We start from the raw sequence: 13,797 nt of genomic DNA, 5'->3' as shown, positions 1-13,797 counted from the left end.
TCGGGCCCTCCTCACGCTCACGACCGCTGGGTGACGGCGATGCACACGAGCACGGCGACAGCGGTCAGGGGAGCGGCGGCCGTGAAGTGCTCGCCCAGCAGCAGCGCCGACCACACCAGTGTGAGCAGCGGCTGGGCCAACTGCAACTGGCTGGCCCGCGGGACGCCGATGACCGCCATGCCCCGGTACCAGACGACCAGGCCGAGGAACTGCGAGCCCAGCGCCACCCACAGCAGGCCGGCGATCCCGTGCCAGGTGAGGTGCAGGGGCTCGTACGCCAGCGCCAGCGCGGCGGCCGGGACGGTCAGCGGCGCGCACAGCACCAGCGCCCACCCGATGACCTGCCAGCCCGGCATCACCCGGGCCAGCCGCCCGCCCTCGGTGTATCCCGCCGCGCACACCAGCAGGGCCCCGAAGAGATAGCCGTCGGCGACCGTGAGCGCGCCGCCGCTCTGGGCGAGGGTGAAGGCGACCACGGCCGCGGCGCCCGCGAGCGCGGCGAGCCAGAAGCGGCGCGAGGGGCGGCTGCCCGTGCGCAGCGCCGAGAACACGGCCGTGGTCAGCGGCAGCAGCCCCACCACGACGGCGGCGTGCGCGGTGGTGGAGGTCCGCAGGGCGAGCGTGGTCAGCATCGGGAAGCCCAGTACGACACCGGCCGCGACGACGGCGAGCCCGGGCAGATGCCGCCGCTCCGGCAGGGGCACGCGCAGAGCCAGGAGACAGCCGCCCGCGACGACCGCCGCGAGGACGCAGCGCGCGGCCACCAGCGACCAGGGGCCGAACCCCTCCAGACCCCAGGCGGTGGCCGGGAAGGTGAGGGAGAAGGAGGCGACGCCGAGGAAGGCCAGGGCGGTGCCGACGCCACCCCGCTCCTGCGGGCCGGTCACCGCTATCGAGGTCGGGACAGTAGCGCTACTCTGTGTCTTCATGCACCAGCGTAGCAGCGTGAGTGAACTGGCAGAAGAGCTCCGAAGGGACCTCGACCGCTACTCTCCAGGTGGAAAGCTCCCGTCAAGCCGGGACCTGGTCGAGCGGTTCCGGGTGAGCCCGGTGACCGTCTCGCGGGCCCTCGCCCAGCTCGCCGCCGAGGGGCTGGTGGTCACCCGGCCCGGCGCCGGCGCCTTCCGCGCCCGGCCCCGCGCGGCCGGGACCCCGGCCGGGGACACCTCCTGGCAGGAGGTCGCGCTGAGCGCCGACGGCGCCGCCGACCTCGTACCGCGCACGGTGGACGCCTCCGGGGTCACGGTCTCGCTGGCCGCCCCGCCGCCCGGCGTGCTGGAGTTCAACGGCGGCTATCTGCACCCCTCGCTCCAGCCGGAGCGCGCCATGGCGGCGGCCCTGGCCCGGGCCGGGCGCCGGCCGGGTGCCTGGGGGCGGCCGCCGCTGGAGGGGCTGCCGGAGCTGCGGGAGTGGTTCGCGCGCGGCATCGGCGGGGCGGTCACCGCGGCCGAGGTGCTGATCGCGGCCGGCGGCCAGTCCGCGCTGGCCACCGCCCTGCGCGCGCTCGCCCCGCCCGGCGCCCCCGTCCTCGTGGAGTCACCGACCTACCCCGGCATGCTGGCCCTCGCCCGCGCGGCCGGACTGCGCCCGGTCCCGGTGCCGGTCGACCCCGACGGCGTACGGCCCGAACTGCTCGCGGACGCCTTCCGGGCCAGCGGCGCCCGGGTGTTCGTCTGCCAGCCCCTGTTCCAGAACCCGACCGGCGCCGTGCTCGCCCCCGAGCGCCGCGCCGAGGTGCTGCGCATCGCCCGTGAGGCGGGCGCGTTCGTCGTCGAGGACGACTTCGTCCGGCGCCTCGTGCACGCCGACGCGGGCCCCCTGCCCCGCCCGCTGGCCGCCGACGACCCGGACGGTGTCGTCGTGCACGTCGGCTCGCTGACCAAGGCGACCTCGCCCAGCTTCCGGGTCAGCGCCCTGGCGGCGCGCGGACCCGTGCTGGAGCGGCTGCGCGCCATCCAGGTCGTGGACAGCTTCTTCGTGCCCCGGCCGCTCCAGGAGGCGGCCCTGGAACTGGTCGGCTCCCCGGCCTGGCCCCGCCATCTGCGGTCGATCTCCGCCGAGTTGAAGGAGCGCCGCGACGCGATGACCGCCGCGCTGGCCCTGCGGCTGCCCGAACTCGCCCTGCCGCACATCCCGTCCGGCGGCTACCACCTCTGGCTGCGCCTGCCCGACGGTACCGACGAGTCCGCTCTCACCGCGGCCGCCCTGCGCGCGGGCGTCGCCCTCACCCCCGGCCGCCCCTACTTCAGCGCCGAACCCCCGGCCGCCCACCTCCGCCTGAGCTTCGCGGCGGTCGCCGGCACCGGAGAGATCACAGAGGGCGTACGGCGGCTGCGAGCGGCGTGTGACGAGGTGCTCCGGGCCAGGGTCACCAGATCGCCGCCAGGTGCCACGGACACCTCTGCGATGCTCGGCCGATGAGCGACACACCCGAACTCCCCGACGGTTGTGAGTTCTCGGGAGCGTCGGTGCGGGGCAAGGGCGTCGGCCGCATCCGGGACCACCTGGAGCCGTTCGGGCTGCGCCGCGTCCTCCAGCCTCTGGAGCGGCCCGAGCCGTGGATGGTCCACCTCTTCACGTGAAGAACTTTCGGGTGAGCGTCCGCATATCCGCCGCAACCCGCAGGTAACACCCCTTGACCTGCCCTCCTTCGCGGCCCACCATCACCGCATGCCACTGAGGGTGACGTTCGTCGCCGCCGCGCGCAGTGCCCCGCTGCTCGCGGAGCGGTTCGACGACGACCGGCCGCTGGACCGGTCCGGCTGGGACGAGGTGCAGCGCGCCGCCGGGGAACTGCTGCCGCTGGCCGGCGCCGAGCTGCGCTACTGCTCGCCGACCCTGCGCAGCCGGGCCACGGGCGACGCGCTCGGGTACACGCCGCTGGTCCAGCCGGCGCTGCGGGACTGCGACATGGGCCGATGGCGCGGGCTGACCCTGGGCGAGGCGATGGCCCGCGAGCCGGCGGCGGTGGACGCCTGGCTCGCCGATCCGCGTGCCACCCCGCACGGCGGGGAGTCCCTGCTGGCCTTCGTCTCCCGCGTCGGGGGCTGGCTCGACACCCGGCCGGCCGCGGAGGGCGGCCGGATCGTCGCCGTCGCCGAACCCGGTGTCGTCCGCGCGGCCCTGGTCTACGCCCTGAAGGCGCCGCCCGCGAGCTACTGGAACATCGATGTGCGCCCGCTGTCCACGACCACCGTCACCGGCCGCGCGGGCCGCTGGAACCTCCGCTTCGACGGTGTCGCCGCTCAGCCCTCGCGCGCGTAGTCGGTGGTGAGCACCAGATCCTTCGCGGGCCCGCCGACCCGCCACACCGTGCGCCAGTGGTCGGCGTCCCGCACGGTGAACTCGCCCCGGTAGAGGTCGGCCGCGCACGGGTGGCCGGCGATGAACCGCCCGGTCGTGAGGTCGAGTTCGTGGAAGGGGCGCCCGTCGGCGAAGCGCACGTCCGCCGTGCCCGGCCGGGCCCCCGGCAGGAAGCGCAGCGTCCGGGTCGCGGGCCGGGTCGTGCCCTGCCAGGTGAAGTCACCGGACTCCGCGTGCAGCAGCCCACCGCCGCCGTCCAGTGCGCTGAAGACGGTCACCCCGGAGAAGTTCCCCTCGTCCCCGCTCGCCAGATCCCGCACCGTCCGCTCGACGCGCCAGCGCCCGGCCAGATGGGTCAGCACATCGGCGACCGGCCAGTACCGCTGCTGCACATCCATGCGTCGAGCTTACGGCTCACCGTCAGCCGTTCCCCTGCGGGCGGGCCCCGCTCCCGATCACCCGAAGTACTTCTGGGCTGCCCGGACGCCCTCCGCCAGCGCGTCCACCTCGGCCGGGGTGTTGTAGACGTAGAAGCTCGCCCGCGTCGTCGCCGGGATGCCGTAGCGCCGCACGATCGGGCGGGCGCAGTGGTGGCCGACGCGGACGGCCACGCCCCGGTCGTCCAGCACCTGGCCGACGTCGTGCGGGTGGATGCCGTCGACCGTGAAGGAGACGGCCGAGCCCCGGTCGGTGACCTCGGCGGGGCCGACGACCCGCACGCCCGGGATCTCGGCGAGCAGGGCCAGCGCGCGGGCGGTGAGCACCTCCTCGTGCGCCGCCACCTCCGCCATGCCGAGGCGCTCCAGGTACTCCACCGCCGCCGCGAGGCCCACCGCCTGGGCGGTCATCGGCACGCCCGCCTCGAAGCGCTGGGGCGGTGGCAGGAAGGTGCTGCGGTCCATCTCCACGACCTCGATCATCGAGCCCCCGGTGAGGAACGGCGGCAGGTCCGCGAGCAGCTCCGCCCGGCCCCACAGCACGCCGACCCCGCTCGGGCCGAGCATCTTGTGGCCGGAGAAGGCGAGGAAGTCCGCGCCCAGTTCCGTGACGTCGACCGGGCGGTGCGGCACCGACTGGGCGCCGTCGACGACCACCAGGGTGCCGAACGCGTGGGCGCGGTCGGCCAGTTCGCGCACCGGGTTGAGCGTGCCGAGGACGTTGGACTGGTGGGTGAGGGCGAGCACCTTGGTGTGCTCGTCGAGCAGCTCGTCGGCCCGGGACAGATCGAGCCGGCCCTCGTCGGTCAGCCCGAACCAGTCGAGCCGCGCCCCGGTCCGCGCGGCGAGCTGCTGCCAGGGGACCAGGTTCGCGTGGTGCTCCATCTCGGTCACCACGATCCGGTCGCCCGGGCCGAGCCGGCCGGCGTTGCCCAGCGCGTACGCGACGAGGTTGATGCCCTCGGTGGTGTTCCGGGTGAAGACCACCTCGTCGGCGGCGGCCCCGACGAACCGGGCGACGGTCGCCCTGGCCTGCTCGTAGGCCTCCGTCGCCTCGCCCGCCAGCTGGTGCGCGCCGCGGTGCACGGCCGCGTTGCGGGTCAGGGAGAAGTCCCGTTCGGCGTCGAGGACGTGGAGGGGCTTCTGGGTGGTGGCCCCGGAGTCCAGGTAGACGAGCGGGACACCGCCGTCCAGGGTCCGCTCCAGGATCGGGAAGTCCTTGCGCAGCGCGTCCACGTCGAAGGCCACGACGATTCACCTCTCACGGTTTCTGATTGGATTCTCCGTGAGGCACGCTAAACCCGTCTCATGGAGAACCGCAAGGATTGCCATGAGGACCGACTAGCATGGGGCCGTGGATCACGAGGCCCCCGTCTATCTGCACCAGCTCCCGGTCCCGGGCGAGGACCGGTACGTCTCGCTGGCGCTCGTCAACACCCGGTTCACCGTCAGCCACGGGCGCGTCGACCTGCTCGACGACGCCGGAGCCGCCCATCTGTGGCTCGTCCGGCACGCGCTGCTGCCCGACCGGGTGGAGCTGAACGGCAGGCAGTCCGGCCGGCTGCGCATCCTCCGTGAGGCGCTGCGCGCCCTGTTCGAGGCCCGCGCCGCCGCGGCGCCTCCGGCCGCCGACGCCCTCGACGCCCTGAACGCCGCCCTCGCGGCCGCCCCCGCCACCCCCAGGCTCGCCTGGACCGCCGAGGGCCCCCGCCGCGCCGACGTCCCGGACACCGGCAACCCGGCCGCCGCCGCCCTCTCGCTCCTCGCCGAGGACGCCGCCGACCTGCTCACCGGCGCCGACGCGGGCCAGCTCACCGAGTGCGCCGCCCAGGGCTGCGCCCGCTGGTTCCTGCGCTCCCACGGCGCCCGCCGCTGGTGCACCACCAAGTGCGGCAACCGCGTCCGCGCGGCCCGGGCCTACGCGGCCCGGAAGGGGCAGGTGACATGACCGAACGGTTGCGTTGCATAAAACTGCAACGCTACGTATAGTCATGCCATCAAGAGGAGGATGGACATGGCGGTACGTGCGGCGGTGGCCGGAGCGAGCGGATACGCGGGCGGAGAGGTCCTGCGACTGCTCCTCGCGCACCCCGGGGTCGAGATCGGTGCCCTGACCGGGAACTCCAACGCCGGCCAGCGGCTCGGCGCGCTCCAGCCCCACCTGCTGCCGCTGGCCGACCGGGTCCTGACCGAGACCACGGCCGAGGCGCTCGCCGGACACGACGTCGTCTTCCTGGCACTGCCGCACGGGCAGTCCGCCGCGGTCGCCGAGCAGCTCGGCCCCGACGTCCTCGTGGTCGACATGGGCGCCGACTTCCGGCTGAAGGACCCGGCCGACTGGGAGCGGTTCTACGGCTCCGCGCACGCCGGCACCTGGCCCTACGGCCTGCCCGAACTGCCGGGTGCCCGCGCCGCGCTGGAGGGGTCCAAGCGCATCGCGGTGCCCGGTTGCTACCCCACCGCCGTCTCCCTCGCCCTGTTCCCGGCGTACGCGGCCGGACTCGCCGAGCCCGAGGCGGTGATCGTCGCCGCGTCGGGCACCTCCGGCGCGGGCAAGACCCCCAAGCCGCACCTGCTGGGCAGCGAGGTCATGGGCTCCATGACGCCGTACGGCGTCGGCGGCGGCCACCGGCACACCCCCGAGATGATCCAGAACCTCAGCGGAGTGGCCGGGGAGCGGGTCGCGGTGTCCTTCACGCCGACCCTCGCCCCGATGCCCCGCGGCATCCTCGCCACCTGCAACGCCGCGGCGAAGCCCGGTGTCACGGAGGAGTCCCTGCGGGCCGCGTACGAGAAGGCCTACGCCGACGAGACGTTCGTCCACCTGCTCCCCGAGGGCCAGTGGCCCGCGACGGCGTCCGTCTACGGTTCCAACGCCGTTCAGGTGCAGGTCGCGTACGACGAGGCCATGGGCCGCATCATCGCGATCAGCGCCATCGACAACCTCACCAAGGGCACCGCCGGCGGTGCCGTCCAGAGCATGAACATCGCCCTGGGTCTCGACGAGACCACCGGGCTTACGACGATCGGAGTTGCGCCGTGAGCGACGCACGTGCAGCCGCCGGGCGGCAGACGACGACGAAAGCCGCACCGCTGCGCTGCACGGGCGGAGAAGCGAACGAGGAGACACAGTGAGCGTGACGGCAGCGAAGGGATTCACGGCGGCCGGCATCGCCGCCGGGATCAAGGAGAACGGCAACCCCGACCTGGCCCTCGTGGTCAACGACGGACCGCGCCGCGCCGCCGCCGGTGTCTTCACCTCCAACCGCGTGAAGGCCGCGCCGGTGCTGTGGTCCGAGCAGGTCCTCAAGGCCGGCGAGCTGACCGCGGTCGTCCTCAACTCCGGCGGCGCCAACGCCTGTACCGGCCCCAAGGGCTTCCAGGACACCCACGCCACCGCCGAGAAGGTCGCCGAGTCCCTCAACGCGGCGGGTCACGACCGGACCGGCGGCCACGCCCCGGGGCAGGTCGCCGTCTGCTCCACCGGCCTGATCGGCGTCCTGCTGCCGATGGACAAGCTGCTGCCCGGCGTCGACAAGGCCGTGGCCCGGCTCAGCCCGCACGGCGGCGAGAAGGCCGCCATCGCCATCAAGACCACCGACACCGTCCACAAGACCTCCGTGGTCACCAAGGACGGCTGGACCGTCGGCGGCATGGCCAAGGGCGCCGGCATGCTCGCGCCCGGCCTCGCCACCATGCTCGTCGTCCTCACCACCGACGCCGACCTCGACAGCGCGACCCTGGACCGCGCCCTGCGCGCGGCCACCAGGGTCACCTTCGACCGCGTCGACTCCGACGGCTGCATGTCCACCAACGACACCGTGCTGCTGCTCGCCTCCGGTGCCTCCGAAGTCACCCCGGAGTACGAGGAGTTCGCCGAGGCCGTACGGACCGTCTGTGACGACCTGGGCCGCCAGCTCATCGGCGACGCCGAGGGCGCCAGCAAGGACATCAAGGTCGAGGTGATCAACGCGGCCAGCGAGGCGGACGCCGTCGAGGTGGGCCGTTCCATCGCCCGCAACAACCTCCTCAAGTGCGCCATCCACGGCGAGGACCCCAACTGGGGCCGCGTCCTCTCCGCGATCGGCACCACCGCCGCCGCCTTCGAGCCGGACCGGCTGAACGTCGCCATCAACGGCGTCTGGGTGTGCAAGAACGGCTCCGTCGGCGAGGACCGCGACCTGGTCGACATGCGCTACCGCGAGGTGCGCATCACCGCCGACCTCGCCGCGGGCAGCGAGGCCGCGACCATCTGGACCAACGACCTGACCGCCGACTACGTCCACGAGAACAGCGCCTACTCCTCATGACCACGACGCGTAAACACACCGCGCTCCCCAAGGCCCAGATCCTCATCGAGGCCCTGCCCTGGCTCACCCGGCACAACGGCAAGACCGTCGTGATCAAGTTCGGCGGCAACGCCATGGTCGACGAGGAGCTGAAGGCCGCGTTCGCCCAGGACGTCGTCTTCCTCCACCACGCCGGCCTCAAGCCCGTCGTCGTGCACGGCGGCGGCCCGCAGATCAGCGCCGCCCTCGACCGGCACGGCATCGTCAGCGAGTTCAAGGCGGGCCTGCGCGTCACCACCGAGGACGCCATGGACGTCGTACGGATGGTGCTCGCGGGCCAGGTGCAGCGCGAGCTGGTCGGCCTGCTCAACCAGCACGGCCCGCTCGCCGTCGGCCTGACCGGCGAGGACGCCCACACCATCACCGCGACCCGGCACACCCCCGAGATCGACGGCGAGCCGGTCGACATCGGCCGGGTCGGCGAGATCACCGACATCGACACGGGCGCGATCGACGCCCTGCTGGCGGACGGCCGTATCCCGGTCGTCTCCTCCATCGCCCGCAGCCAGGACGACGGACATGTCTACAACGTCAATGCCGATACGGCGGCTGCGGCACTCGCTGCCGCTCTGGGCGCCGAAACCCTCATGGTCCTCACCGACGTCGAGGGACTCTACGAGGACTGGCCGAACTCCGACGAGGTGATCAGCCGCCTCACCGCTTCCCAACTGGAGAAGCTGCTGCCGGAGTTGAGCTCCGGCATGGTGCCGAAGATGGAGGGCTGCCTGCACGCCGTGCGAGGCGGCGTGCGGACCGCCCGCGTCATCGACGGCCGGGTCCAGCACTCGATCCTGCTGGAGATCTTCACCGACGAAGGCATCGGCACCATGGTCGTGCCGGACGAACAGGGGGAGTCATGAGCAACCAGGAGCTGACCGCGCGCTGGCAGGGCACGCTCATGAACAACTACGGCACGCCCCGGCTGCCCCTGGTGCGCGGCGCGGGCCTGAAGGTGTGGGACGCCGAGGGCCGCGAGTACCTCGACTTCGTCGGCGGCATCGCCACCAACGCCCTCGGCCACGCCCATCCGGCGATCGTCGAGGCCGTGAGCCGGCAGATCGCCTCCCTCGGCCACATCTCCAACTTCTTCATGGCCGAGCCCACCGTCGCGCTGGCCGAGCGGCTGCTCCAGCTCTTCGGCCGCGAGGGCCGGGTCTTCTTCTGCAACTCCGGCGCCGAGGCCAACGAGGCCGCCTTCAAGATCGGCCGGCTCACCGGGCGGACCCATGTCGTCGCCACCGAGGGCGGCTTCCACGGCCGTACGATGGGCGCCCTCGCGCTCACCGGACAGCCCGCCAAGCAGGACCCGTTCCGGCCGCTGCCCGGCGACGTCACCCACGTGCCGTACGGCGACGCGCAGGCCCTGGCCGCGGCGGTCACCGAGGAGACGGCACTCGTCGTCATCGAGCCGATCCAGGGCGAGAACGGCGTCGTCGTACCCCCGGCCGGCTACCTCAAGGCGGCCCGTGCGATCACCGCCGCCACCGGCGCCCTGCTGGTCCTCGACGAGGTGCAGACCGGCATCGGCCGCACCGGCACCTGGTTCGAATACCAGGCCCACGAGGGCGTGCTCCCCGACGTCGTCACCCTGGCCAAGCAGCTCGGCGGCGGACTCCCGCTCGGCGCCACGGTGGCCTTCGGCCGGGCCGCCGAACTGCTCCGGCCAGGCCAGCACGGCACGACCTTCGGCGGCAACCCGGTCGCCTGCGCCGCCGGACTGGCCGTCCTCGACACCATCGCGGGCGAGGGCCTGCTGGAGAACGTGAAGCGGCAGAGCGCCGCGCTGTGCGAGGGAATCGAGGCGCTGGGCCACCCGCTGATCGATTATGTTCGGGGTGCCGGCCTGCTGCTGGGTATCGTGCTCACCGGGCCGCGCGCACCGCAGGTGCAGCAGGCGGCCCAGGAGGCCGGGTTCCTGGTGAACGCGCCCGCCCCGGACGTCGTGCGGCTCATGCCGCCGCTGAACCTCCGCGACGACGAGGTGGGTGCGCTGCTCCAGGCGCTGCCCGGCATCCTCGACGCAGCGGACCCGATGGACGGGGACGGACGATCCGGAGAATGAGACGACGATGAGCGAGGCGCAGGACCACGAGCAGGCGGCGGGTGCCGGGCCCGCCGTACCGCAGACCCGCACCGCACGGCACCGCCGGATCGTGGACATCCTCAACCGGCAGCCGGTGCGGTCGCAGAGCCAGCTGGCCAAGCTGCTCGCCGACGACGGGCTGAGCGTCACCCAGGCGACGCTCTCCCGGGACCTCGACGAGCTGAACGCGGTGAAGATCCGCAACACCGACGGCGACCTGATCTACGCGGTGCCGAGCGAGGGCGGATTCCGCACGCCGCGCGCGCCGCTGGGCGAGTCCGCCAAGGAGGAGCGGATGCGGCGCCTGTCCCAGGAGCTGCTGATCTCCGCGGAGGCCTCCGCCAACCTCGTGGTCCTGCGCACCCCGCCGGGCGCCGCCCAGTTCCTCGCCTCGGCCATCGACCAGGCCGAACTGCACGACATCCTCGGCACCATCGCCGGTGACGACACCCTGATGCTGATCAGCCGGCACCCGACCGGCGGTCAGGCACTGGCGGACCACATGCTGCAACTGGCACAGAACGGGCACTGAGCCGGGGAGCGGCGGGCGGGGCGAGCACGGCCGGTGCAGCGAACAGGCGGGAGCAGCCGTCGCCGTCAGCCGAGCCTCGCCGCCAGGCCCCCGGTGCACCGCACCTCGTCGCCCGCCGTGATCAGCAGGGCCTCGACGTCCGGCAGGGACTCCAGCCACGCCAGACCGGCCCGCGAGCCCATCGCGAACGCCGCCGTGGCCCAGCAGTCCACCCAGGTCAGCCGGGGACCCACGACCGTCACCGCCACCAGGTCCGTCACCGCCGGTCGCCCCGTCCGCGGGTCCACGATGTGGGCACCCCGCTCGGCCGTCCCCGACGTCGCGACGGACAGTTCGTCCACCCCCGTCGTCGAGACCACCGCCGCGAGCCCGCCCGGCCGGAGCGGATCGGCCACCCCGACCCGCCACGGGCGCTCCCGCTCCGGAGCGCCGAGCAGCTGCACGTCACCGCCGCCGTTCACGCTGACCCCGCACACCCCCTCCACCTGCGCCAGCAGCCGCGCCGCCCGCTCGGCGGACCAGCCCTTCACGATGCCAGTGGGGTCCAGCGAGCCCTGGTAGCGCGGGCTGAACCAGCCGCCGCTCACCCGCTCCGCCTCGGCCGCGAGGTCCAGCACCTCGGCCATCTCCGGGGCGCAGTCCGCGACGGTCAGCTCGCCCCGGGCCAGCCGGGAGACCTCGCTGTCCTCGCGGTAGGTGGAGAACAGCGCGTCGACCCGGTGCAGGCCCGCGACCGCCTCGGCGAGCGCGGCCCGCACCGCGTCGGGTTCCCCGCCGCGGACGTCGATGGAGAAGACGGTCCCCATGACCTCCTCCGCGTGACGCACCGCGGCGGGAGCCTCGGCCGGCCCGGTCATCGCCTCAGCCACCGGCCTGGTCCAGCGCCGACTGGAGGGACTGCCGGTAGCCGGTGCTGGTGTAGGTCGCGCCCGACACCGCGTCGATGTGCGCGGTCCCGGCAGTGACCGCCTCCTGGTTCAGCTTCGGGACCGCCATCGCGGTCTTCTGGTCGCTGAGCCCGCCCTTGGGCGCCTGCACCGCCGACGCCTGCGCGATCTTTCCGCCGCTCACCGTGATCCGCACCTGCACCGGACCGTACGGGGTCTGTGCGACCTTCCCGGTGACGGTGACCGTACGGGCCTGCGCGGCACCGGCACCGGCGCCGGACCCGGACCCGGATGCGGCGGGAGACGATGCCGAGTGCGTGGGCGGCGCGGCGGACTTCATCCTGTCCAGCGCCGACTGGAGCGACTTCTTGTAGCCGTTGCTCGTGTACGTCGCCCCGGACACCGCGTCGATCCGCGCGCTCTGCGCCGCCACGGCCTCCTGGTTGAGCTTCGGGACGGCCATCGCGGTCTTCTGGTCGCTGAGCCCGCCCTTGGGCGCCTGCACCGCCTCCGCCCTGGCGATCTTCCCGCCCGCGACGGTCAGCCGTACCTGCACGGTGCCGTACTGCGTCGGTGTCGCGTCACCCGTCACCGTGCCGGTGGCCGCACCGGCCGGCCGGGTGCCGCCCTGGGGCGACTGCTGCGCCCCGGCGGTCTGCTGCGGCGCCGCGGCCGCCGTCGGATCCGACGCCGGCTTCAGCGACAGCAGCAGCACGACACCGGACACCGTCGCGGCGGTGGCCAGGACGACCCGTCGGACCGGGTGGTTCTTCCTCATGTCTTCGTAGCTCCCGCTCACATCTCGAAGGACTCGTGATGGATGCGGCGGGCGGGAACCCCCGCGCCGCGCAGTGCCTCGTACACCGACTGCGCGAACCCGGGCGGGCCGCACATGAAGACATCGTGCCGGTCGATGTCCGGGATCTTCCGCTCCAGGTTCTCCGCGGAGATGTCCGGGCGCTCGCCCTCCGGGCTGTTCACCGCGTACATCAGCCGGGCGCCCCGCTCGTCGGCGATCGCCGCCAGCTCGTCCCACAGGGCCAGATCCTGGGTCGTGTTGGCCCGGTACAGCAGGGTGATGTCCCCGGCCGCGCCCGGCAGCGTCTCGAACAGCGCCCGCATCGGCGTGATCCCGACCCCGCCCGCGACCAGCAGCACCTTGCCCCGGCTGCGGCGCTGCGCGGTCAGCGCCCCGTACGGCCCCTCGGCCCACACCCGCGTACCGGGCGTCAGTTCGCGCAGCCGCTCGCTGTGGTCGCCGATCGCCTTCACGGTGATCCGCAGCATGTCCGGGCGGGGCGCCGCCGACAGGGAGTACGGGTGCGAGCTGAAGCGCATGCCGGGCGCCAGGAAGCGCCAGCGGAAGAACTGGCCCGCCTCCGCGCCCATCCGGTGCAGCTTGCGCCCGCCGATCAGCACCGACACGATGCCCGGCGTCTCCTCGACGACCGCCTCGACCCGCATCCGGTGCTTCAGGTTCAGCCGGATCGGGGTGAGCACGCGGTACCAGAGCACCAGGGCGGTGACCGTGCCGTACAGGCCGTACCAGAAGGTCTTCGCCATCGGCTGGACCGCGAAGTCGTTGCCGGTGGTCAGCTGGTGCCAGAACGTCAGGAACACCGCCGCGTACGTCAGCAGATGGACGTGGTACCAGGTGTCGTACGGCATCCGGCGGCGCACCGGGCCGATCGACGTCAGCCCGATGAGCACGAACAGGCCGGTGCCGATGGCCGCCTTGCCGACGTCGGGCAGCTGGTTGACCGAGTCGATCGTCTGCTGGACGATGTCGCTCAGCGTCTTGCCCGCCTGGCGCGCGTACCCCCACATCGTGAGGAACACGTGCGCGACGATCAGGCAGAGCGTGTAGCGGCCGCTCATCGCGTGCCAGCGGGCCACCCGGTCCGAGCCGACCCGCCGCTCCAGCGCCGGCACGCGCGCCATCTGGAGCACGACCAGCGCCATCAGATAGCCGGCGAGCAGGCCGGTGATCCGGCCCGCGTTCAGGATGCGGCCGGTGTCGTCGGCGACGGACGGTGTGTTCCGCCACCACAGCCACAGCACCGCCGCCGCGCCGGCCCACACCGCGAGCAGCAGCGGGACGGCCGGAGAGCGGCGCGGGCGGATGCGGCGCATCGTCTGGCGGCGGGCGGCACGGCCGCCGGCGAGGGTGGTGGTCACGGTTCCTCCGTGGGGACTCGGGGGAGTC

At 73.4% G+C, this 13,797-nt stretch carries 15 protein-coding genes; 9 read left to right on the top strand and 6 right to left on the bottom strand.

All coding sequences use genetic code 11. The annotated features are described in order from the left end of the window. Positions 1-17 precede the first annotated feature (17 nt). A complete protein-coding gene (locus ACFC8N_RS20675) occupies positions 18-929 on the bottom strand; it encodes a DMT family transporter (RefSeq protein WP_362819230.1) in 912 nt (303 codons plus the stop codon). Between ACFC8N_RS20675 and ACFC8N_RS20670 the strand changes: the two genes are divergently transcribed. From ACFC8N_RS20670 to ACFC8N_RS20660, 3 genes are all read left to right on the top strand, one after another. Next, entirely contained in the window at positions 928-2,421 is a 1,494-nt protein-coding gene (locus ACFC8N_RS20670) for a PLP-dependent aminotransferase family protein (protein WP_356022153.1), read from the top strand. The genes ACFC8N_RS20675 and ACFC8N_RS20670 overlap by 2 nt on opposite strands. Next, positions 2,418-2,582 carry a hypothetical protein gene (locus ACFC8N_RS20665; RefSeq protein WP_356022151.1) on the top strand — a complete coding sequence of 55 codons (165 nt, stop codon included), beginning with the start codon at positions 2,418-2,420 and terminating at the stop codon, positions 2,580-2,582. Before ACFC8N_RS20670 ends, ACFC8N_RS20665 begins: the two co-directional genes overlap by 4 nt. An 88-nt stretch (positions 2,583-2,670) precedes the next feature. Further along, the gene (locus ACFC8N_RS20660) at positions 2,671-3,264 is read left to right on the top strand and encodes a histidine phosphatase family protein (RefSeq protein ID WP_356022149.1); all 594 of its coding nucleotides are present in this window, start codon (positions 2,671-2,673) and stop codon (positions 3,262-3,264) included. Here the strand turns inward: ACFC8N_RS20660 and ACFC8N_RS20655 are convergent. Together ACFC8N_RS20655 and ACFC8N_RS20650 are read right to left on the bottom strand one after the other, a co-directional pair. Next, the gene (locus ACFC8N_RS20655; RefSeq protein ID WP_376288963.1) at positions 3,246-3,701 is read right to left on the bottom strand and encodes a DUF6314 family protein; all 456 of its coding nucleotides are present in this window, start codon (positions 3,699-3,701) and stop codon (positions 3,246-3,248) included. The genes ACFC8N_RS20660 and ACFC8N_RS20655 overlap by 19 nt on opposite strands. Before the next feature lie 57 nt (positions 3,702-3,758). Continuing rightward, positions 3,759-4,988, bottom strand: coding sequence for a cysteine desulfurase (locus tag ACFC8N_RS20650; protein ID WP_376288962.1), 1,230 nt, complete (start codon positions 4,986-4,988; stop codon positions 3,759-3,761). A 106-nt stretch (positions 4,989-5,094) separates the two neighbouring features. On the opposite strand from ACFC8N_RS20650, the gene ACFC8N_RS20645 reads away from it, so the two are divergent. The 6 genes from ACFC8N_RS20645 (at position 5,095) to ACFC8N_RS20620 (ending at position 10,704) form a co-directional block, all read left to right on the top strand. Further along, a complete protein-coding gene (locus ACFC8N_RS20645) occupies positions 5,095-5,688 on the top strand; it encodes an ABATE domain-containing protein (RefSeq protein ID WP_356022142.1) in 594 nt (197 codons plus the stop codon). A gap of 66 nt (positions 5,689-5,754) precedes the next feature. Further along, positions 5,755-6,783 carry an N-acetyl-gamma-glutamyl-phosphate reductase gene (argC, locus tag ACFC8N_RS20640; RefSeq protein WP_356022139.1) on the top strand — a complete coding sequence of 343 codons (1,029 nt, stop codon included), beginning with the start codon at positions 5,755-5,757 and terminating at the stop codon, positions 6,781-6,783. Positions 6,784-6,871: 88 nt separating this feature from the next. Beyond that, positions 6,872-8,050, top strand: a complete 1,179-nt coding sequence (gene argJ / locus ACFC8N_RS20635) for a bifunctional glutamate N-acetyltransferase/amino-acid acetyltransferase ArgJ (RefSeq protein ID WP_356022136.1) — start codon at positions 6,872-6,874, stop codon at positions 8,048-8,050. Continuing rightward, positions 8,047-8,949 carry an acetylglutamate kinase gene (argB, locus tag ACFC8N_RS20630; protein WP_356022134.1) on the top strand — a complete coding sequence of 301 codons (903 nt, stop codon included), beginning with the start codon at positions 8,047-8,049 and terminating at the stop codon, positions 8,947-8,949. The genes argJ and argB overlap by 4 nt, the downstream gene beginning before the upstream one ends. Next, positions 8,946-10,151, top strand: coding sequence for an acetylornithine transaminase (locus ACFC8N_RS20625; protein WP_376288961.1), 1,206 nt, complete (start codon positions 8,946-8,948; stop codon positions 10,149-10,151). Before argB ends, ACFC8N_RS20625 begins: the two co-directional genes overlap by 4 nt. A gap of 7 nt (positions 10,152-10,158) precedes the next feature. Further along, positions 10,159-10,704 (top strand): arginine repressor, encoded by a 546-nt coding sequence (locus ACFC8N_RS20620; RefSeq protein WP_356022130.1) that lies wholly within the window; start codon positions 10,159-10,161, stop codon positions 10,702-10,704. Positions 10,705-10,769: 65 nt separating this feature from the next. Here ACFC8N_RS20620 and ACFC8N_RS20615 read toward each other — a convergent pair whose 3' ends face one another. Genes ACFC8N_RS20615 through ACFC8N_RS20605 form a run of 3 tightly spaced genes read right to left on the bottom strand, consistent with a single transcriptional unit; the run spans position 10,770 to position 13,769 of the window. Continuing rightward, the gene (locus ACFC8N_RS20615) at positions 10,770-11,561 is read right to left on the bottom strand and encodes an FAD:protein FMN transferase (protein WP_356022681.1); all 792 of its coding nucleotides are present in this window, start codon (positions 11,559-11,561) and stop codon (positions 10,770-10,772) included. A gap of 4 nt (positions 11,562-11,565) precedes the next feature. Continuing rightward, complete coding sequence (locus tag ACFC8N_RS20610) at positions 11,566-12,369, bottom strand: FMN-binding protein (protein ID WP_376288960.1); 804 nt, start codon at positions 12,367-12,369, stop codon at positions 11,566-11,568. A 17-nt stretch (positions 12,370-12,386) separates the two neighbouring features. After that, the gene (locus ACFC8N_RS20605) at positions 12,387-13,769 is read right to left on the bottom strand and encodes a ferredoxin reductase family protein (RefSeq protein WP_356022125.1); all 1,383 of its coding nucleotides are present in this window, start codon (positions 13,767-13,769) and stop codon (positions 12,387-12,389) included. Positions 13,770-13,797 lie beyond the last annotated feature (28 nt).

Origin of the sequence: Streptomyces sp. NPDC055966, from assembly GCF_042269865.1 — a bacterium.
GTDB lineage: Bacteria > Actinomycetota > Actinomycetes > Streptomycetales > Streptomycetaceae > Streptomyces.
Note: the sequence above shows the minus strand (reverse complement) of the source record. Positions and strands in the feature narration are given on the sequence as shown.